The 19,962-nt window shown below is 67.7% G+C and carries 18 protein-coding genes; 15 read left to right on the top strand and 3 right to left on the bottom strand.

The window, feature by feature from the left end; translation table 11 throughout:
* Positions 1 to 342: 342 nt before the first annotated feature.
* Together HHL10_RS20620 and HHL10_RS20615 are read left to right on the top strand one after the other, a co-directional pair.
* On the top strand, positions 343 to 786 hold the full coding sequence (locus tag HHL10_RS20620; RefSeq protein ID WP_169162283.1) for a hypothetical protein: 444 nt from the start codon (positions 343 to 345) through the stop codon (positions 784 to 786).
* A 509-nt stretch (positions 787 to 1,295) separates the two neighbouring features.
* A complete protein-coding gene (locus HHL10_RS20615; RefSeq protein ID WP_169162282.1) occupies positions 1,296 to 1,709 on the top strand; it encodes a hypothetical protein in 414 nt (137 codons plus the stop codon).
* Positions 1,710 to 1,764: 55 nt separating this feature from the next.
* Here HHL10_RS20615 and HHL10_RS20610 read toward each other — a convergent pair whose 3' ends face one another.
* Both HHL10_RS20610 and HHL10_RS20605 read right to left on the bottom strand, forming a co-directional pair.
* The gene (locus HHL10_RS20610) at positions 1,765 to 1,911 is read right to left on the bottom strand and encodes a hypothetical protein (RefSeq protein ID WP_169162281.1); all 147 of its coding nucleotides are present in this window, start codon (positions 1,909 to 1,911) and stop codon (positions 1,765 to 1,767) included.
* 424 nt (positions 1,912 to 2,335) lie between these two features.
* Entirely contained in the window at positions 2,336 to 3,781 is a 1,446-nt protein-coding gene (locus HHL10_RS20605; RefSeq protein WP_169162280.1) for a replication initiation protein, read from the bottom strand.
* Between the two features lie 1,266 nt (positions 3,782 to 5,047).
* Between HHL10_RS20605 and HHL10_RS20600 the strand changes: the two genes are divergently transcribed.
* The 13 genes from HHL10_RS20600 (at position 5,048) to HHL10_RS20540 (ending at position 19,725) form a co-directional block, all read left to right on the top strand.
* Entirely contained in the window at positions 5,048 to 6,229 is a 1,182-nt protein-coding gene (locus HHL10_RS20600; protein WP_169162279.1) for a ParA family protein, read from the top strand.
* On the top strand, positions 6,226 to 7,215 hold the full coding sequence (locus HHL10_RS20595; RefSeq protein WP_169162278.1) for a ParB/RepB/Spo0J family partition protein: 990 nt from the start codon (positions 6,226 to 6,228) through the stop codon (positions 7,213 to 7,215). The genes HHL10_RS20600 and HHL10_RS20595 overlap by 4 nt, the downstream gene beginning before the upstream one ends.
* Before the next feature lie 754 nt (positions 7,216 to 7,969).
* Positions 7,970 to 8,923, top strand: coding sequence for a LysR family transcriptional regulator (locus HHL10_RS20590; protein WP_169162277.1), 954 nt, complete (start codon positions 7,970 to 7,972; stop codon positions 8,921 to 8,923).
* A 547-nt stretch (positions 8,924 to 9,470) separates the two neighbouring features.
* Complete coding sequence (locus tag HHL10_RS20585; protein WP_169162276.1) at positions 9,471 to 11,060, top strand: alkaline phosphatase family protein; 1,590 nt, start codon at positions 9,471 to 9,473, stop codon at positions 11,058 to 11,060.
* Between the two features lie 33 nt (positions 11,061 to 11,093).
* Positions 11,094 to 12,071, top strand: a complete 978-nt coding sequence (locus HHL10_RS20580) for a Bug family tripartite tricarboxylate transporter substrate binding protein (RefSeq protein ID WP_169162275.1) — start codon at positions 11,094 to 11,096, stop codon at positions 12,069 to 12,071.
* Between the two features lie 11 nt (positions 12,072 to 12,082).
* Complete coding sequence (locus HHL10_RS20575; protein ID WP_310734640.1) at positions 12,083 to 13,837, top strand: SulP family inorganic anion transporter; 1,755 nt, start codon at positions 12,083 to 12,085, stop codon at positions 13,835 to 13,837.
* 98 nt (positions 13,838 to 13,935) lie between these two features.
* A complete protein-coding gene (locus tag HHL10_RS20570; protein WP_169162274.1) occupies positions 13,936 to 14,133 on the top strand; it encodes a hypothetical protein in 198 nt (65 codons plus the stop codon).
* A 149-nt stretch (positions 14,134 to 14,282) separates the two neighbouring features.
* Entirely contained in the window at positions 14,283 to 14,792 is a 510-nt protein-coding gene (locus HHL10_RS20565) for a cupin domain-containing protein (RefSeq protein ID WP_169162273.1), read from the top strand.
* A 27-nt stretch (positions 14,793 to 14,819) separates the two neighbouring features.
* Complete coding sequence (locus HHL10_RS20560; RefSeq protein WP_169162272.1) at positions 14,820 to 15,821, top strand: hydroxyquinol 1,2-dioxygenase; 1,002 nt, start codon at positions 14,820 to 14,822, stop codon at positions 15,819 to 15,821.
* Positions 15,822 to 15,953: 132 nt separating this feature from the next.
* Complete coding sequence (locus HHL10_RS20555) at positions 15,954 to 17,423, top strand: aldehyde dehydrogenase family protein (RefSeq protein ID WP_169162288.1); 1,470 nt, start codon at positions 15,954 to 15,956, stop codon at positions 17,421 to 17,423.
* A 13-nt stretch (positions 17,424 to 17,436) separates the two neighbouring features.
* Positions 17,437 to 18,498, top strand: coding sequence for a maleylacetate reductase (locus HHL10_RS20550; protein WP_169162271.1), 1,062 nt, complete (start codon positions 17,437 to 17,439; stop codon positions 18,496 to 18,498).
* A 67-nt stretch (positions 18,499 to 18,565) separates the two neighbouring features.
* Positions 18,566 to 19,405, top strand: a complete 840-nt coding sequence (locus HHL10_RS20545; RefSeq protein WP_169162270.1) for an intradiol ring-cleavage dioxygenase — start codon at positions 18,566 to 18,568, stop codon at positions 19,403 to 19,405.
* Between the two features lie 2 nt (positions 19,406 to 19,407).
* Positions 19,408 to 19,725: a YciI family protein gene (locus HHL10_RS20540; RefSeq protein ID WP_169162269.1), complete on the top strand. Its 318-nt coding sequence runs from the start codon at positions 19,408 to 19,410 to the stop codon at positions 19,723 to 19,725.
* Here the strand turns inward: HHL10_RS20540 and HHL10_RS31400 are convergent.
* A complete protein-coding gene (locus HHL10_RS31400; protein ID WP_375138969.1) occupies positions 19,685 to 19,942 on the bottom strand; it encodes a TOTE conflict system archaeo-eukaryotic primase domain-containing protein in 258 nt (85 codons plus the stop codon). The two genes, HHL10_RS20540 and HHL10_RS31400, sit on opposite strands and share 41 nt — an antisense overlap.
* Positions 19,943 to 19,962 lie beyond the last annotated feature (20 nt).

Here is a 19,962-nt window from a genome sequence, read left to right as displayed (position 1 = left end):
TGCCGCCATCGAGCAGGTTTGCGGCGGCAGCGAAAACCATTCGACCCGCGTGCCTCCTGGCCTATAGAAACCTCAGTGCGACATCTCTACTTGGCTGGCAATGCGACATTTCAACTTGGCGTTGACACGAGGTGTAAGCTGCATCAGCTCACCGTTTGGGGAGCCTCGTCGGGCAGTAGAGCTTCTGCCTCTCTTCCATGGCCTTCCCAGGCGCTCACCGGCCTCCGGTTGTTGATTTTGACCAACGGACTGAACCGGACTGCTCCGGTGCGGGACGTCGCCGCAGTGGTACAGCCGCGCCGCGCTCCGCAACCTTGCGGGTCCGAACTTTGGGAACTTGCAATGGCGCGTCAATCGCAGTGGCAGCATGAAATGCGCGAAGCAGTCCGGGTAGACCTGTGGTCCGTTGGCGGGCCCAACCGCATCGTCAAGGTAGTGCCGGCTGAGCGCCCATTGACCGCGACATTGAAAGGCTATGTCTGCCTGGAAAAGTCGCTGCTGGGCAAGACGCCCATCGCCATCGAAGCCGTCCTGGGGCTGCCCCATGGTTTCCTGGCCGGTGGCTGCCGTGTCTACCGTTTCAAACGCCTGCCCATGACTCTGGAAATCGACCACGAACTCACGGCGCACTATCCGGACGGACAGGCCTTCAACCCCGCCATGCATGATGCCAAATATCCACCAGGCAGCAACGTGGTCCACCAGTGGCGGCTGCTGGTGGATGTGCCCGTCCAGCACCTGATCGATTTGAGACCCGGCGAGAAATACCCTTATATGCACCAGTAGTCCGCCAGTCTGCCCGAGGTGGCTCAATACCTGCTGGCCGGGTCGAAGTCATGGACAACAAGGCCCAACCGGCTGATGGGAAGCCTACAAGGCTGGCTGTCATAAATACCAGCAAACCAGGACCGCGGATACCCTCTGCAGGACTCCAGTCTTGATTTCCGGACTGCACTCATTCCCGTTCGCCCTGAGCCTGTCGAAGGGCAGGCGCTTGGTTGTCGCCGTAGGGATTCGACAAGCTCAGCCCGAACGGTTCTTTTTGTTTTCCAGGAACTACTTGTGGTCCGTATGACATATTCACTTCGGCGCTGCGACCGTGCCCGCGTCCACGTTCGATAAAATAATTAAGCAAAACGTTATTCACCTATTTGTCGCGCCGTTTGGCTTGAATATGCGGTAGATGTGATTATATTTACATCATCCACTCAAGAGATTTACATGGCTGCCATCCATTCCGCAGCCTTATTTTCCCGTGCCACAAAATCCGTGCTCAACACGATCAACCGCTGGCATTGGCGGTCTTCCCGGAGCTGGCGCAGGAATACGAGAACGCCTGGGTACGCCGCTGTGAAATGCAGGAGCAATCGGTAACCGCTGGCGCGCCGACCGGCTTTGACGCCGACCAGTGGCCCACACGGTGCGAAACCTTCTCCAAGGCGGCCGCCACTGGCTGCGGCGGCTCGGACCTGCTCTACAGCAGCCGCTACAGTGGCAGGGTTGACGGCGCCCTTGAGCGGCTGCCTGAGAAACACCACGAGGAGGCCCTGCGCATCGCGCGCGAGTGCGGCGACTACTGTGCGCCCGGAGAGGGCGATGCTGCCAGGGAAGGCTGCTGCCCTGACGGCCTGGACCCCGACTGCTGCCCGTGCGGCGGCGGCCTGCCGCAGTATATGAAGGACGACGACGGCGACTGGAGCAACGTCTGAACGTCAACCGGCCGGCTCGTCGGCGGCCCGGGCGCAATCAGGGGACCAGAAACTTTCAACCCAGTGCCAGCACGCCGCCAATGACACCTTCGGCGCTGCCCAGGCACAGCACCAGCAGCACCATGCGGTGCGCCTCGCGCTCAACCACCTGGGCCGAGGCCCGTGCGTCCGCCGCCGCGCGCTCTATCACGGCCGCGCCCATGTCCTCGTCCAGCGCCCGGCGCCCGGCGCAGGTTGATGAGGACCGCCTGGCGGGCAGCGTCGACCCTCCTGCTTGTCTCCTCGCCCTCTTCTGCAGCGTGCACCAGGCGGCTCGAAGCCTTCTTCAGCTTGCCCACCCGCGGGCCGACCTGCCCGAGCACCTCCTGGTAGAGGACTTCGAGCTTGCAGCGCGGCGGCGGGGACGGGGCATCGATGGAAGGTGCTTACGCCGCCTTCTCGTCGGCGGGCCTGGCGGTCGCCATGCCCTTCACCTGAAGAGCATTTCGAAAACAGCGTCCAGTTGGCGCCTCACCGGCTCGGCCAGCGCGGTCATGTCGGTGCAGTGGGACGCCTTCGTCTCGTCGGCGTCTGGTCGCGATGCCACACGCCCCTGAGACATGCGGCCATGTCACAGGCGCAGCACATCACCTGTCGAAAAGCCTTGCCTGCGGCTTGGAGTCGGTCCGCCCGCTCCTGGCGACCTTTTTCTGTGCGGCCAGGACGTGCTGGCCGAAGGCGAAGCGCAGTCGATCGGTCGAGCGCAGCTCGCCTTCGGTGACCGGCCCCTTGGCACGCTTGAGCTGCACCTGCAGAACCCGGAAAGGCGCCGTGCGCGCGAACGAGGCCAGCAGGCTCGCCTGGGCCGCCGAATCGAGCTCGAGGAAGGCCTGGAAACCTCGCTTCCCGCCCTCCTCGTACTCCCGCTGCAGGGCGGCCGTGGCCGCATCCGGTTCGGCTGGCGCGGAAGCGGCCACCGCGTTGGCGGCTCCGGCAGCACGCGCTGCGTCCGTGGCCAGCGCCGGCCGCGCGTCCTCAAGCTCGGCCGTCGGGATCGTCCACCCCTCCTCCAGCGCCTTGAGCAGCAGCTTGCCGGGGGCGTGCACCTTCTTGCCTCCCTTCTTGATGCGATGGCGCACGAAGGCGATGGCGGCCTCTATACGATCCTGGGTGAAGTCCTGGGGCCTGCGCGCGATCTCCTCGATGTCACGCGTTCCCAGCCCGAACTCGCCGCGCAAGGTGTTGTAGAGCTCCTTGCGCGCCTCGGACTCGTGGAAGGACTGCATGCCCTTGCCTTCCTGCTCGCGGAAGGCGAACCGGATGTGGGTCACCTTCTTCGACCCCGGCGAGGACCGCGTCTCGTACTCCACGCGCAGGTCCGAGAGCTCGTTGATCTGGGTTTTGGCGATCTCGAGCACGCGCCGCTTGAAGGCCTTGAACTCGTCGGCGTACTTGTCGCCGCTGGCACCCGCCCACCGCCGGGCCTCGTCGACGGTCAGCCACTCCGTGGGCGAGCCCTTGAAGGCCACGGAGCGCAGCCGCTCGTACAGCGCATGCGCGTACTGCGAAGAGAAGGCGGACGTGGTCCGCAGCGACAGGAACGTGTAGCCGCGCTGGTCCTTCTGCAGGCGGCGGATCGCCGGGTGGAACTGGAAGAAGACGCGCCCGCCGGCGACCGCCACCATGTTCACGAGCGAGATGGAGACGAAGTCCTTGAGCTCGGAGCCGCTGCGCGCGCTGGCATGCTCGACCTCGACCAGCACGGTGGACTTCTGCGTTTCGCGCAGCGCCTCGCGCATGTGCTTGTAGTTTCGGCTGTCATAGTTGAGCAGGAAACGGAACAGCGCCAGGTCGCAGTCGAAGTCCGTCACCTCGGGTGGCGCGCCGGACGCAAGGAAGTCCATGACGTTGAGGCTGCGCCGCCCCAGCAGGCTCAACTCGCCCACGTCAATGAAGACATTGTTCTTTTTGAAGGTGATGTCCTTGTCGGCATCCGCGATGGTCGCGGCAGTCCCCTTGCGGCCGACGGTTTCCTGGAACAGCTCCAGCGCGTACTGCTCGCTGGCGGCAAGACGCTGAGGAGGCTTGGGCACGGGACGGCTCTGCAGGTTCGGTACGGCGTGAAGCCAGGAGGCTATTCGCAAAGGTGACGCCCGTCAAACCAGGCGTCACCTTCGTGCATCGGACGGTGCCCTTGCCGACCTCGTTCTTGTATCCCGTGCCGTCCGGCGCGCTGCACAAGCGCGTCACCTTCGCGGGCCCAGACCCGGCCGCACAGAAACGTCACCCTCGCCACGGACACGGCGCTGGACCAGCTACGCTCACACGCGCTTGGCAACAAACGCACAAGGACGTCACCTTGCACAAATCCGTCACCTTTCCAGCACAAATCCGTACACCATCGCGCACAGAAACGTCACTTTGCGGAGCACAAGGACGTCACCTTGGGCACAAGGATGTCACCTTGCCTGGGGCAGCAGCACAAAGGCGTCACCTTTCCAAGCGCAAGTCGTTGAAGAAAAAGGCCTTTTCGGCTCCCTAATGCTTGCTTGCTTTCAAGTTCTTTAATGCTTGCAAGCAAGCTGCTGGTCAGAGGAGAAGAAGGGGGCTACCGCGCGATGGTCTGCAGAGCGATTCGCGTCGCGATGGCTCGAATCCCTCGTCGGACCGTGCACCGCGAAAGGTGACGTTCTTGTGCTTCAGCGCACAGCGTTTGTTGGCGGCGACGACACCGCCTGAAAGCACACCAGCACAAAAACGTCACCTTACGATGGCGCAGAGCAGCCCCGACAGGCGACGGGCACAGAAACGTCACCTTCTACCGGTGCCCGCCATACGGGCACATGGACGCGTTGCACAAGGACGTCACCACCCGTGCCTTCACCGGTACCTGGAACGACGACAGCGCCTGAGGCAATGCGAACGCGCCGCTGCGCTCGTGCCACGGCTTTGGCATGCCGAAGCCGCGGCGCCGGGGCCGCTTGAACCGGCGCAAGGGTGCGCCGCCCCTCCTGCCGTCCCGCGTGTGCGCTTATCCCGGCATGCCGCTACGACGGACGGTTGACACATGGCCGTGTGCGCAGGGCTGCCGACTCCCGCGAGACCAAGCGCGTACGGGATCACTGGCGACCTGCGTATGGAAACCGGTTGCGCGCTGGTGCGGATCGCTTCCACCGAAGACATGGGTCGCACCAGAAGGGAGCGTGGTAGCGGACCATGCCAGCCGTGCCATGGGCGGCATGGAACGCCGTGGCGTCCCGGGACGCATTTGCGCGAGAACAACAGACCGGCAGTCGCTGCATTTGCGTGAATTAGAACGAGAGACGCAGAATCGCGCATCAAGCACGAATCGGGGGGCCATGCCAGACATCCAGCCACAGGCGTTCGACCTGCAATCACTGCACGGGCTCAACAGCAGCGCGCGCCACTTCCTGGGCGACCTGCGCCAGCGCATGTTCGAACCGCAGCCGCGCAAGGTCCCGCCGGTCTTCAACGGCGGCCAGGTGGCCGCGCTGTGCGGCATCGACGCCAAGCACCAGAACTATCTGCGCACGCGGCCCGAGCGCGGACTGCCCCAGGGGGTGCCGGCAGCGGGCGGGCGGCGCGCCTACACGCTGGCCGAGACGCGGGCCTGGATCGGGGCACTCACCACGCTGCCTGCTCGCCCCAAGGGCAAGAGCGCGGCGACGATCGCCACCGTGAACTTCAAGGGCGGCAGCGGCAAGACAACCACCACCATGCACTTGGCGCAGGCCCTCACGCTCATGGGCCGGCGCGTGTTGGTCGTGGACCTGGACCCGCAAGGCTCGGCCACCACGCTCGCCGGGTGGCTGCCTGGCGCGGACGTGGAGGAAAAGGACACGGCGCTGTCCATCTTCACCGGTGGGGACTCGTCGCCCAAAGACCTCACGCACGCCGTGCGGCCGAGCTACTGGGACGGGCTGGACATCGTGCCGGCCACGCCGGACCTGTTCGCCGCTGAGGCGGCTCTGCCGCAGCTGGCCGCGCGCGCGGACTCCGAGTGGTGGGCGTTGCTGCACACGGCGCTGCAGCCGCTCGCGCCGGCCTACGACTACATCCTCATCGACACCGCGCCGAGCCTGAGCTACATGGCTGTGAACGCCGCCATGGCCGCGGACGGGCTGCTCATGCCGCTGCCGCCGGAGAACCTGGACTACGCTTCGTCGGTGGCGTACTGGGGGCTGCTGCAGGACCTGCTGATGACGCTGCGCGAGGGCTTCGGCGTGGACAAGCGCTTCGCCTGGATGCGCGTGCTGCTCAACAAGACCGACGCCACCAACGTCGCGAGCTCGCTGGTGCGCGACCGCATCATCCAGACCTACGGGCCCTACATCCTGCCCGTGGAGATCCCGCGCAGCCCGGTGGCCAGCCTGGGCGGGCTGCAGTTCGGCACGCTCTACGACATGACCAAGTACGAGGGCAGCGCCCGCACCTACGCCAAGCTGCGCGACGCCAGCGACGAGGTGGCCCGCATCATCGACAGCCTGACGCAGGCGACCGTCTGGAGGATCGAGCAATGAGCTTCAAGCACCTCAAGGCCAGCCTGGCCTCGGCGGCTGTCGCCGCGCCGGCACCCGCGCCGGTGGCTACCAAGCCGGAGTTCATCGGTGGCACGGCCCCCAGCAAGGCACTGCTCTCCGGGGCCGTCAAGCGCGTGGAGGACGCCGAGGCCCGTGCCGCCGCCCTACAGGCTGAGCTTGATCGCCGCGCGCCCACCGAGCTGGCGCTGGAACTGCTCGACAGCGTGCCCGGGCGCCGGCGCCAGCTCACGCCCGAGGCCTACGCCGAGCTGCGCGAGAACCTGCGCGTCAACCCGTTGGTGCATCCAATCGCCGTGCGGCCCAAGCCCGACGGACGCTACGAGGTCGTCAGCGGCGAGAACCGGCTGCAGGCGTACCGCGACATGGGGCGCAGCACCATTCCCGTGACGGTGCTGCAGCTGCCCGACGAGCAGGTCGAGCGCGCCGCCTTCTTCGCCAACCTCATCGCCCAGGAACTCTCCGACTACGAGCGCTGGCAGGGATTCAGGCGCGAGCAGGAAGCGACCGGCATGTCGCAGTCGGAGCTGGCGCGCCTGGCTGGTGTCTCCGACCAGGTGGTGAGCGACCTGTTCGCCTTCTCCCGGCTGCCGAAGAAGGCCCTGGAGGAGATCCGCACCCAGCCGCAGCGCATCGGCGTGAAGCTGGTCAAGGAACTGGCACGGTTGTCGGGCGGCGAGCGCGACGCGCAGGTCGTCGAGGCCGTGCGCCTCGTGGTCCGCGGCGAGATCAAGCAGCAGCAGGCCGCAGCCTTCGCGCGCGCCAAGCCCCGTGCGCCGAAGCCCACGGCCAGCGCCAAGCGCATCCTGGCCGGGCGCTTCAAGTTCGCCGAGCGCCGAGCCGTGGGCAGCTCGCTCCGGGTGGACTTCGCTGCCGACGGCGTGGACATGGAACGGGTCGTCGAGCGCATCGACGCGCTGCTGCAGGAGATGGCAGCCGAGGCGCTCAAGGAGGCGAACGGCACCTGAAAGCCGGAATAGGAAAGTACGAATCCTTGCGCGACAAGGACTTAGGAAAAAACGAAGCGGCCGCCAGGCCGCTTTCGTGCATTGGGAGTCCGTGGCGCGCAGGTCGCCGCGAGCGGAAGTGCGTCCCGCGCCCGCGAGCCTCGCACGACATGCCACGGGGGCGCACGCGGCGCAGCCGTCCAGGCCGCACTTGCAGGCGCCTGTCGCATCCCTCCATCGCCGCCCTTGTCCAGGCGCCCGATGAGGCCGCGGCTGGCCTCGCGCCGGCGCATGCAGCACCCGTGACGTCGGCGGGCCACTGCGAGATGGTGCGCAGGCGTGATGCCACACCATGCGTTCGGCTCGCCATCGAGCCCGCAGACGCGGCGTTCCTGTGTGGCATCCATGCCTGTGTCCAGGCCGGGCCGGACGCGTTCGTGGGCGAGGCGCGCAGGTCGAGATCGACGGAAACCTGCGCGTCCTTGCGGACATGACGGCAACCGTGTCCGACGTGCCGCTCGAGCTTGCGCACCGGTAACAAAGCCCCGCCCGAGGAGCCTGTGCCGGCCGCGGCACCAACGGGCAGCATGGCCTTCGCTCGTGCCATCCGTTGTCGCAGCTGGCCTTGGAATCGACCGCTATTCCCGTAAATAACAAAGTACCGATCAGTCGATGGACGGCAGTTCCACAACCCGCTCCCGGGCCATGCTTGACGGCACGGAAGCGATTGATCCTTACTTTCCCTCAAATTCGAGTTTGGGATGAAGACGCAGCCATGGACCGATTCCTGTGCATAGAAGCATTCGTGCGCGTGGCTGAGACGCAGAGCTTTGCAGAGGCGGCGCGGCAGCTCAGATTGTCGAAGTCCGCAGTCACCACGCGGGTGCAGCAGCTCGAGGAAATGCTGGGTGATGCCCTGTTCCATCGCACCACGCGTGCGGTTCGCTTGTCGGAGATGGGCCAGGCTTTTTACCGGGATTGCAGCGAACTGGTGGCCCGCACCAACGAGATCGTGGACCAGATGCGCGAGGTTCGAGGCACGCCGTCCGGGACCCTGAGAGTGCACGCAGCCATCGGCTTCATGCTGGGGCATTCCGCCAGCCTGCTGCGCCAGTTCCAGGATCGATACCCGGAGATCCGGCTCGACGTGGTGCTCGACGACGCGGTCATCGATCCGGTCAAGCAGGGTTTCGACGTGGCGCTGCAGATCTTCAAGCCCGTGTCGGACGAGCTGATCTCTCGACGGGTGTTCCCGGTCCGCCGCACCTTCTGCGCTTCCCCCGAGTACCTGCAGCAGCACGGCATGCCTGAGCACCCGCGCGACCTGGCAGGCCACCGGCTCGGACTTTTCTCCGGGCATGCGACGCGTGACCGCTGGACCTTCCACAAGGCCGGGGAAGAGGCCGTCACGCTGGAGCTCAAGCCCCACCTGATGAGCAGCTCGGTGCACCTGCTGCGCGACTACGCCTACGAGCACGCCGGCATCGTGTGCCTGCCCACGCTCGTGGCCGCGGAGGGCATTCGCGGTGGCCGGCTGCAGATCGTGCTGCCGGAGTTCGTGCTGTCCTCGTTTTGGCTCTCGGCCGTCTATGCGCGCACCCAGCGTGGCGCCTTCAAGCCTCGCCTGTTCATCGAGAGCCTGGTCGCCCGCTTCGCCGGTGACGAGCCTCCCTGGGACAAGCCCCTGATCGAAGCCGGCCTGCTCGCCCCGGACCTGCTGGAGGAGTGACCAGCGGGCTTGGGGGCACCGGCTCCAAGCCGGCCGTGCCAAACTGGCCTGGAGCGCACCGGCACTGCATGCGGCGCGTGCCGGGCACCGCTCCCGCGCACCCGCCTTGCGCTCGGGAAAACCCGCGCGATTGTTCAATGATTCAGAACGATCTGGTTGCCGCTTGCCGGCTTCTGGCGCGGACGGGCGCTGCCTAGACTGCTCCCCATCGATTCGCTTCATGACGGGGAACAACATGGATTCTGCCGAGTACCAGGCGCCATGACGGCCTCCGCGCCGGAGCAGACAGCGGGCGCGGCGTGTGCGCCGGAACCTAACAGTGCGCCGCGACATCGCCGCGGCTGATCTCGCGGCCCGGTAGGGCTGGATGGCAGCGGCGTCTGCTTGCCCGCGCAGCAAACACGTCACATCGCGCCAGCGCACCGGCGTCGCCACCAGCCATGCCGGCAGACCGACCAGCCGTTGCCCCTGACCTCTAGAAGCCAAGTCCTGGCACCAGGCCGCCGTCCGGGCGGCTGGAAGAACGCCGCCCCAAGGAGACCCACCCATGTCCACCACGCCCCGTCCGCTGCGCAATGTGCTGTTCATCATGGCCGACCAGTTGCGCTGGGACTATCTGTCCTGCTATGGCCATCCCACCCTGAAGACGCCGCACATCGACGCGCTGGCCCGCCGGGGTGTCCGCTTTGCCAACGCATTCGTGCAGGGCCCGGTGTGCGGTGCGTCGCGCATGTCCACCTACACCGGACGCTATGTCTCCACGCACGGCTCGGCCTGGAACTTCGTGCCGCTGTCCGTGGGACAGAAGACGCTTGGCGACCATGTGCGCCCGCATGGCGTGCGCTGTGCCGTGGTGGGCAAGACGCATGTCGAGCCCGATGTGGAAGGCGCCAGGCGGCTGGGCATCGACACCACGCAGGGTGCGGGCCTGCTGGCCATGGAGGGCGGCTTCGAGCCCTACGAGCGCGACGATGGCATCTTGCCCGCCGGCTTCAAGGTCGAGGGCAACCGCTACTGCGACTACCTGCGCGCGCACGGCTACCCCGGCGACAACCCATGGCACGACTGGGCCAACTCGGGCGAGGACGACAAGGGCCATGTGCTGTCCGGGTGGGAGATGCGCTGGGCCGACCGGCCCGCCCGTGTGGCCGAGGAGCACAGCGAGACGCCCTACATGACGCGCCGGGCCATGCAGTTCATCGAGGAGCAGGGCGACCGCCCCTGGGTGCTGCACCTCTCGTACATCAAGCCGCACTGGCCCTACGTGGCGCCGGCGCCCTACCACGCCATGTACTCGCCCGCCGACGTGGTGCCGGCCCGGCGCAGCCAGGCCGAGCGCGACGATCCGCATCCCGTGGTGCGCGGCTACATGGACACCGATCCCAGCCGCAGCTTCAGCCAGCCCGAAGTGCGCGAGCGCGTGATCCCGACCTACATGGGCCTCATCAAGCAGCTCGACGACCAGCTCGGGCTGCTGTTCGAGTTCCTGCGCGCCAAGGGCATCGACCAGGAGACGCTGATCGTGTTCACCAGCGACCATGGCGACTACCTGGGCGACCATTGGCTGGGCGAGAAGGAGCTGTTCCACGACGCGGTGGTCAAGGTGCCGCTCATCGTGGTCGATCCGCGTCCCGAGGCCGATGCCGTCCGGGGCCGGGTGGTGCACGAGCTGGTCGAGTCGATCGACCTCATACCCACCTTCCTGGACGCGCTGGACCTGCCGCAGCCCACCGAATGGCTCGAAGGCGCCTCGCTGCAGCCGCTGCTGCACGGCCAGGGTGCCGGGCCCTGGCGCGACGCGGTGTTCAGCGAGAACAGCTATGCCTTCCGCGATCCCGTGCGGCTGCCGCTGGGCCGTCCGGTCGATGGTTGCCTGATGACGATGGTCCGTACCCATCGTTGGAAATACGTGCACTACGAGGGCGTGGCCCCGCAGCTGTTCGACCTGCAGGCGGACCCGGACGAGTTCACCGACCTCGGTCAGGACCCGGCCCATGCCCAGGTGCGCGAGCAGATGGCAGGGCGCCTCTTCGACTGGCTGCGCCAGCGCAAGCGCTTTCCCAGCATCACCTACGACGACATCGAGCAATGGAATCGGCGCGAGGTGCAGGCCGGCATCCAGATCGGCGCCTGGTGACGCCCCTCGCCCCATGACCCAAGGAGACAACGCATGAAGCCCCGATTCGCGACGCTGCTGGCCCTGTCCACGGCCGCCATTTCGATGAACCTGCAGGCCCAGGCCAGCAGCCCGTCGGCGACCTGGCCGACCAAGCCGGTGAAGTTGCTGGTGGCCTTCCCGCCCGGCGCACCCGGCGACGTGATCGCCCGGCTGCTGCAGCCCGAGCTGCAACAGGCGCTGGGGCAGACCGTGATCGTCGACAACAAGCCCGGCGCGGGCGGGAACATCGGCGCTCAGGAAGTGGCGCGGTCCACCGATGGCCACACCTTCCTGGTCGGGCCCGACACCATGCTCACCGTCAACCCGCACCTCTACAAGAAGCTGGCGTTCAAGCCCACGCAGGATCTGGTGCCCGTGAGCTACCTGGTGCGCTTCAACCAGATGCTGGTGTGCCACCCGTCGGCAGGCATCAAGTCGATGGCCGACTTCCGGACCCAGGCCAAACAGAAGTCCTTGAGCTACGCCTCGGGAGGCCCCGGGGTGCCGGGTCACCTGGCCATGGAGATGCTGGTCAATGCCACCAGCGCACAGCTCAACCATGTGCCGTACCGCGGCCCCGGACCGGCCGTGCAGGATGTGCTCGGCGGGGCCGTTCCTTGCGGTTTCCTGGCCACGCCGGTGGTGGGCCCGCATGTGCGCAACGGCAAGCTCGTCGCGCTGGCCGTGTCGGGCTCCCAGCGCACGGCTTCCTTGCCCAACGTGCCGACGATGGCCGAGGCCGGCGTGCCCGGTTACGACGCCACCTTCTTCGAGCTGCTGGCGGCTCCCAAGGGCATGCCCCAGGTTGCCATCGAGCGGCTGCAGCAGGAGGTGGCCAAGGCATTGGCCAAGCCGGATCTGCAGGCCAAGCTGGCGACAGCGGATCTGGAGCCTGTGGGCTCCAAGCCCGCAGAGGCTGCCCGGCAGATGCAGGCCGACTTCGACAAGTGGGGCGCTGTGCTCACCAAGGTCCACCTGCAGCTGGATTGAGCGTGAGCGCCGTGCGGCCGCTGGCACCGCAGGGATGGCGCGAGCGCAGGCCCTCCTTGCCCGAGGGCCTGCGCGCCGATGTGCTGGCCGGACTGCTGGGCGCCATCCTGGTGCTGCCGCAGGGCATCGCCTTCGCCACGCTGGCCGGGCTGCCGCCGCAGTACGGGCTGTACTCGGCCGTGGTGCCGTGCATCGTCGCGGCGCTGGCGGGCTCCAGCCGCCACGTCGTCTCCGGCCCCACCAATGCCAACTCGCTGGCGCTGTTCGCGATGCTGGCGCCACTGGCCGCCGTGGGCAGCCCCGCCTACATCGAGCTGGCGCTGGCCGTGACGGTGCTGGTGGGGGTGCTGCAGTTCGCCACCGGGGCGCTGCGGCTGGGGGCGATTGCCAACTTCATCTCGCCCACCGCGCTGCTGGGCTTCACCGCCGGCGCCTCGATGCTGATCGCGGTGCACGTCCTGAAGGATGCGCTGGGCCTGGCGCTGCCGCCCGGCTCCAGTGCCGCCGGTGTGCTGCGCGCGGCCTTCAGCCAAGCGCCGCAGCCCGGCGCGCTGCTGGTGGCCGCCGCGACGCTGGGCGTGGCCGCGGGCTTGCGGCGCTGGCGCCGCGGCTCGCCGTTCATGCTGATCGCGCTGGGCGCCGGCACGCTGCTGGCGTGGGGGCTGGAGCGTTGGGCGGCAGCGGCGTGGCAGGTGCGGCTGCTGGGGCCCCTGCCCTCGCCCTTGCCGCCCTGGCACGTGCCCGGCGTCACCCTGGAGCAGTTGCTGCAGCTGCTGGGCATCGCGGCGGCCCTGACCGTGGTGGCGCTGGCGCAGTCCATTGCCATCGCCAAGGCAGTGGCGGCGCGCTCGCTCCAGCGCATCGACGCCAACCGCGAGTTCCTGGGCCAGGGCCTCTCGAACCTCATCGGCGGCTTCTTCTCCTGCTACGTCTCCTGCGGGTCCCTGAACCGCTCCATGCCCAACCTGGAAGCGGGCGCGCGCACGCGGCTGGCGGCGTTGCTCTCCGCGCTGATGCTGGTCCCGCTGGTGGCGCTCACGGCACCGGTGCTCGCGCGCATCCCCTATGCCGCCATCGCGGGGTTGCTGGTGCTGGTGAGCTGGACGCTGCTGGACCTGCCGCGCTGGCGGCGCTTGGGCGCCGCCAGCCGCCAGGAGCTGTGCGTCGCCTTGGTCACGCTGGCTGCCACGCTGACGCTGCGGCTGGAGATCGCCGTGCTCATCGGCAGCGCGCTCTCACTGGGCCTGTACCTGCACCGCACCTCGCGTCCGGCCATGCGCACCATGGGTTTCAATCGCGACCGTGCCGATGCGCACCGGCCCTTCGTCGTGGTGGCGCACACGCCCGGCGTGCTGCCGGAGTGTCCGCAGCTCAAGCTCTTGCGCATGGAGGGTTCCGTGTACTTCGGCGCCACCGCGCATGTGGCCGACCAGTTGCAGGCGCTGCGCGACCGGCCGCGGCCGCAAAAGCACCTGCTGGTGATGGCCAAGAGCATGAACTTCGTTGACGTGGCCGGTGCCGAGCTCTGGCGCCAGGAACTGCGCGCGCGCCGCGCCATGGGCGGCGACCTGTATTTCCACCGGCCGCGCCCGTGCGTGCTGGACCAGTGGCGGCGCGACGGCTTCCTAGAGGAACTGGGTGAGGGCCACATCTTCCCCGACAAGCGCCGCGCCATCGCCAACATCACCCAGCGCCTGGACTCCGAGGCCTGTCGCAACTGCACGGCGCGGGTGTTCAGGGAGTGCCCTGCGCAACGCGGGGCCTGACAGGGGCCCTCCTGTCTCAAGGGCCCGAGCCGCACGGGCCTGATATCGCGCCTGCCATCGGCAGGCATTGCGCATCGCAGGGCTTCCTGCACTGATGCATGGACCGTTTTCCGTGCATCGACGCCTTCGTGCGCGCCGCCCAGACACAGAGCTTCGCGCAAGCAGCCCGGCTGCGGCGCCTGTCCAAGTCAGTCGTCACGACGCGGGTGCTGCGGCAGTTCATCGAGAGCTTGGGAAAAGCGGCTTTGGCAGGGGCGAGCCGCCCTGGGACAAGGCGCTCATCGAGCGTGGGCTGATCCCTTCAGACTTGCTGGAAGACTAAGGAGAAACCCGGTCGATTGTTCTGGAAACCAGAACGATCCGGTTGACAACTGTCGGCTACCGCCACCGATGAGCCATTCCTAGACTTCGCTGCACTGATCCACCTCACCAACAGGAGCGAGACATGAGTGCAGTCGAATACCAGACCCGTTTCGGGTCGCTCTCGAACTACGAGAAGGGCGGCGTGCAGGCGATTGCCGACGATGTCAGGAACTACGCGTTCTCCAACTGCTTTGACATCGCCAGCAACAGCAAGCCTTACGAGCGGGTGGTGTTCGGTCAGAACCAGATCTACGTGCTGGAGTGCCTGCGCGCCGAAGGCCACTCCCCCTGGTACACCTGCGCGCACGACGAGTTCGCCCTAGTGATGGACGGCGACGTCGAAGTCCATCTCGTCAAGTTGACCCCGGCGCAGACGGTCCCCGACGCCGGCAAGAACGGCGCCGTGCTCGTCGAAGGCCCGCCGCAGGGCGCCAAGATGGGCTGGATGCGGCTCAAGCGCGGGCACCAGGCGCTGCTGCCCAAGAACACCGCGTACCAGTTCCGCAGCGCCCATCCCGGCGCCGTGATCCTGCAGACCTGCAAGGGTGACCTCAGCGTCGAGCGCTGGGCCGAGATCTGCCAGACCGCCTGAAGCACCTCTACACGCCGGAGAATTTCCATGAACGCAGTCACCGATTCCGCCCAGGTTTCCGCCGCCGATGCCACGCACGGCTACCAGCGCTTCGCGCTGGGTGGCTTCACTTTCCGCCGCGACGAGTACTTCGCCCATATCGGCTGGACCACCCGCGACGGCAAGCCCATGAGCCACACGATGGACGTGGGCAACTTCCTGCGCGCGCTCATGCGCGACGTGGCCTGGGGCTTCTTCTACGGCACCGTGAGCTTCGACAGCGTGGTGGGCACGCACAACCACTACAAGACCGTGGACCTGTTCGCCGGCAGCTTCAACGGCACGATGAAGGAAGCCGGCGTGGACCGCCTGGAGAACTTGCCCACCGACGAGATCCGCGCCACGTTCGAGGCCATGCTCGACGACTGGACCAACGAGGGCTTCGATCCCTTCGCCGCGCCGCAGGAAACGGGCTCGCCCTACGGGCGCAAGCATGGCGACAACCGCGAGAAGATCACGCGCGCTCGCGAACTGGCCACACGCTGTGTCGGCCTCAAGGGCGACCTGGACCTGCGCAGCGACGAGCGCGGCGCCCCGGTGAACCGGGCCTTCGCCGACGTGCCGCAGGAGCAGCCGGAGCTGCATCCGGAGCCCGGCTTCGAGGACGAGGTGCATGCCTTCAACCTCTTTGGCTTCCTGAGCCGCTCGCAGGTGACGTGGAACCCGAGCTTCACCTCGGTCGTCAAGCACAGCTACATGTGCCCCACCACCGAGGAGCACATCCTGCCGATCATGCACGGCAACGATCGCGTCGAGTGGTTCTTCCAGATGTGCGACGAGATCCACTGGGACTGCGCCGACAAGAACACCGGCAAGCCCCTGGCGCGCGTGATCATGAAGGCCGGCGACATGGCCGCGATGCCCGCCTACTGCCGCCACCAGGGCTACAGCCCCAAGCGCTCGATGCTGCTGGTGTGGGAGAACGGCTCGCCCTCGCTCGTGTACGAGATCCAGAAGGGCGAGAGCCCAGAGGTGCCGGTCAAGTTCTGACCGCTGCTGCGCCGCGCCGCGAGGCGCGGCTCCCGGCCTACTGACCACCGTGCCGCCCGCTTGAGGCGGCGCTCCAAGGAGTTTTCGATGAACCTCGCGGACATCCAGGCCGCGGCGGGCCTGCGCACGCCCATTCGCCACCAACTCTTCATCGACGGCAAGTTCGTCGACGCCCTCTTGAGCCAGACGCTGCCCACGCACAACCCCCACGACCTCAGCGTCATCGCCGAGGTCGCGATGGCCGGCCGCGAGGACGTGGACCTGGCCGTGGCGGCGGCGCAGCGGGCCTTCCCGGCCTGGAGCCGCATGGCCGCTGCCGATCGGGGGCGCATCCTGCTGCGGCTTGCCGAGCTGATCGAGGCCAACGCCGACGAGCTCGCGCGGCTGGAATCGCTGGACACCGGCCATCCGCTGCGCGACTCCAGGACGCTCGACGTGCCGCGCACGGCGGCGTGCTTTCGCTACTTCGGTGGCATGGCCGACAAGTTCCAGGGCGAGACCATTCCCGTGGAAGAGGGCTTCCTCAACTACACGCTGCGGGAGCCCATTGGCGTGGTGGGCCAGGTCGTTCCCTGGAACTTTCCGCTCATGTTCACGGCCTGGAAGATGGGCCCGGCGCTGGCAGCGGGCAACTGCGTGGTCTTGAAGCCGGCCGAACTCACGCCGCTGAGCACGCTCAAGATCGCCGAGCTCATGGCCGAGGCGGGCATGCCCGACGGCGTGGTCAACATCGTCCCGGGCCTGGGGTCGGTAGCGGGCCAGTACATCGCCGAGCACCCGGCCATCGGCAAGGTGGCCTTCACCGGCAGCACGGCCACGGGTCGGCGCATCGTGGAAGCTTCCGCCTCCAACTTGAAGAAGGTGCAGCTGGAGCTTGGCGGCAAGGGACCCAACATCGTCTTCGACGATGCCAACCTCATGGCGGCCGTCAACGGCAGCGCCTGGGCCATCTTCCACAACCAGGGCCAGGCCTGCATTGCCGGCACGCGGCTGGTGCTGCACGAGCGCATCGCCGACGAGTTCCTGGAGAAGTTCTTGCCGCTGGCACGCTCCATCCGCGTGGGCAACCAGCTCGACCCCAGTACCGAGATGGGACCGCTCACCAGCGCGCAGCAGCGCGAGCGCGTGCTCGGCTACGTCGACATCGCCCGTGACGAAGGCGGCGAAGTGCTCTGCGGCGGCAAGCCGCCCACCGATGCGTCATTGGCTCAGGGCTGCTATGTCGAGCCGACCATCGTGCGCGCGCGCAGCTACCGCGACCGTATCGCGCAGGAGGAAGTGTTCGGGCCGGTCGTGACGGTGCTGACCTTCAAGGACGACGCCGAGGCCCTGGCCATCGCCAACGGCACCGAGTACGGCCTGGGCAGCGGACTGTGGACCTCCAACCTGCAGCGCGCCCACAAGCTCGCGCGCGACATCCACGCCGGCATGGTGTGGATCAACAGCTACAAGCGCGTGAACCCGGGCTCGCCCTTCGGCGGCAACGGCGCCAGCGGCTACGGCCGCGAGATGGGCTTCGACGCGATGCGCGAATACACCACGGTCAAGAGCGTCTGGGTCAACGTCGATGCCCAGATCCCGCCCTGGTACCGGCGCGGTTGAGGCAGGAGAGACCATGACGCCATTCACGTTCCAAGCCAGCTTGCCCCGGGTCGTCTTTGGTCCGGGCACGTTGCAGCAGCTGCCCGCTGAAGTCGAGCGCCTGGGAGCCGCCAAGGCACTGGTGCTGTCCACGCCCGAACAGCAGGATCAGGCCCAGCGCGTGGCCGAGCTGCTGGGCGCGCGCAGCGCCGGCGTGTTCGCCCGGGCGGTGATGCACGTGCCCATCGAGACGGCCCGCGAGGCCCGCGAGGAGGCGCGGCGCCTGGGCGCGGACTGCGCCGTGGCCATCGGTGGCGGCTCCACCACCGGGCTGGGCAAGGCCATCGCGCTGGACAGCGGCCTGCCCATCATCGCGGTGCCCACCACCTATGCCGGCAGCGAGATGACGCCGATCTACGGCATCACCGAGGGCGGCCTGAAGAAGACCGGGCGCGATGCCCGCGTGCTGCCGCGCACCGTGATCTACGACCCGCGGCTGACGCTGTCGTTGCCGGTGGACTTGAGCGTCACCAGCGGCCTCAATGCCATCGCGCATGCGGCCGAGGGCCTGTACGCCCATGACGGCAACCCGATCCTGAGCCTGATGGCCGAGGAGGGCATCCGCGCCCTGGCGCAAGCCCTGCCGGCGCTGCACCGTGACCCTTGTGACCTGCAGGCACGCAGCGATGCCCTCTATGGGGCGTGGTTATGCGGCGTCGTGCTGGGCAACGGCGCCATGGGCCTGCACCACAAGCTCTGCCACACGCTGGGCGGCAGCTTCAACCTGCCGCACGCCGAGGTGCACACCGTCGTGCTGCCGCATGCCATGGCCTACAACGCCCCGAAGGCGCCGCAGGCGATGGCGGCCATTGCGCGTGCGCTGCGGGTCGATGACGCGCCGCTGGGGCTGCAACAGCTCGCGGCCGAGCTGGGTGCGCCGACCGCGCTCAAGGCCATCGGCATGCCCGCCGATGGCCTGGACCGCGTGGCCGACCTGGCTGTCTCCGCGCCCTACCCGAACCCGCGGCCCCTGGAGCGCACCGCCTTGCGTGCGCTGCTGCAGCGTGCCTGGGACGGCAGCGCGCCCGCACCCTGACGGCCGGCGCGATCACCACCGCTGGGCGCTGCCCCCAGGCCGCAGCGCCCAGCCACTCACGAAAGCGATGCGCAACATCGACGAATTCAGCATCACGCAGGCCGTGCTCGGCAGCCTCGAAGGCTGCAAGGACGCCCGGCTCAAGGAAGTGCTCGCCGCCCTGGTGCGCCACCTGCACGACTTTGCCCGCGAGGTCCGGCTCACCGAGGCCGAGCTCATGCAGGGCATCGATTTCCTCACGGCCGTGGGACAGAAGTGCGACGACAAGCGCCAGGAGTTCGTCCTCCTGTCCGACACGCTGGGGCTGTCCATGCTCACGGTGGCCCTGAACCACGCACGTCCCGCGGGCGCGACGCAGGCCACGGTGTTCGGCCCCTTCCATGTCGAGGACGCACCACGGATGGAGCAAGGCGATGACATTGCGGGCGGCGCGCCGGGCGAGCCGCTGGACGTGGACGTGTGCGTGTGCGCGCTCGATGGCACGCCCATTCCCGATGCCGAGGTGGATGTGTGGCAGGCCGACGAGCAAGGGCTGTACGACGTGCAGATTCCCGCGCTGGGCCAGCAGCGCCGCGCGCGCGCGGTGATGAGGACCGACGCGGAAGGACGCCTGCGCTTTCGCAGCATCGTGCCGACGGCCTATCCAATCCCCACGGACGGCCCGGTGGGCCGGATGCTGGTGGCCACCGGCCGTCACCCTTGGCGCCCTGCCCACGTGCATTTCATGGTCAAGGCGCCGGGCTACCAGACCCTCATCACGCACGTGTTCCGGGACGCAGACCCGTACCTGGACTCGGACGTCGTCTTTGGCGTGCGCGACTCGCTGGTGGCGCGGTTCGACAAGAAGGAGGTCCAGGGGGCGAGGCGGCTGGACTTCCGCTTCGTGATGGCGCCTCGGGAGAGCTGACCATGGCACAGACGGAGCAGGGGTACTTCGCCGTGTGGGCGACCGACCGGCCCGGGGCGCTTGAGCGTCGCACGCGCGTGCGCGAAGAGCACCGGCAGCGTCTTCGCAGGGCCAGCGAACACGGCATCCGCGTGCTGCATGGCGGGCCGACGCTGGGCGCCCAGGATCAGCACATGAACGGGACGCTGCTGATCGTGCAGGCGGCAACGCTGGAGGCGGTGCAGCGGTTCGTCGACGGCGACCCCTACATGCGCGAAGGTGTCTACGAGAGCGTCGTCATCAGGCCCTGGGTCTGGGGCCTGGGACGGCCCCCGGAGTGACGCCGTGACATGCGTGGCCGTGATAGGAGGCCAGGCGCGGCGCGGTGACCTTGCCGGCAAGGAACACCCACGCGCACGCGCCTCGCCCCGAGCGCCGGATCTCCAGCGCCGCTGGCACGCCCAGCGCCCGGCAGGAGCCCTCGACGGCGCGGGCGTCCTCGCGCCACTCGGCTTCATTGAAGTCCACGGCCGGGAAGTGGCCGCTGTCGTCCTGCAGCAGCGGATAGACGCCAATGG

It is taken from the genome of Azohydromonas caseinilytica (assembly GCF_012927045.1).
Classification (GTDB): Bacteria; Pseudomonadota; Gammaproteobacteria; order Burkholderiales; family Burkholderiaceae_C; genus Azohydromonas; species Azohydromonas caseinilytica.
Note: the sequence above shows the minus strand (reverse complement) of the source record. Positions and strands in the feature narration are given on the sequence as shown.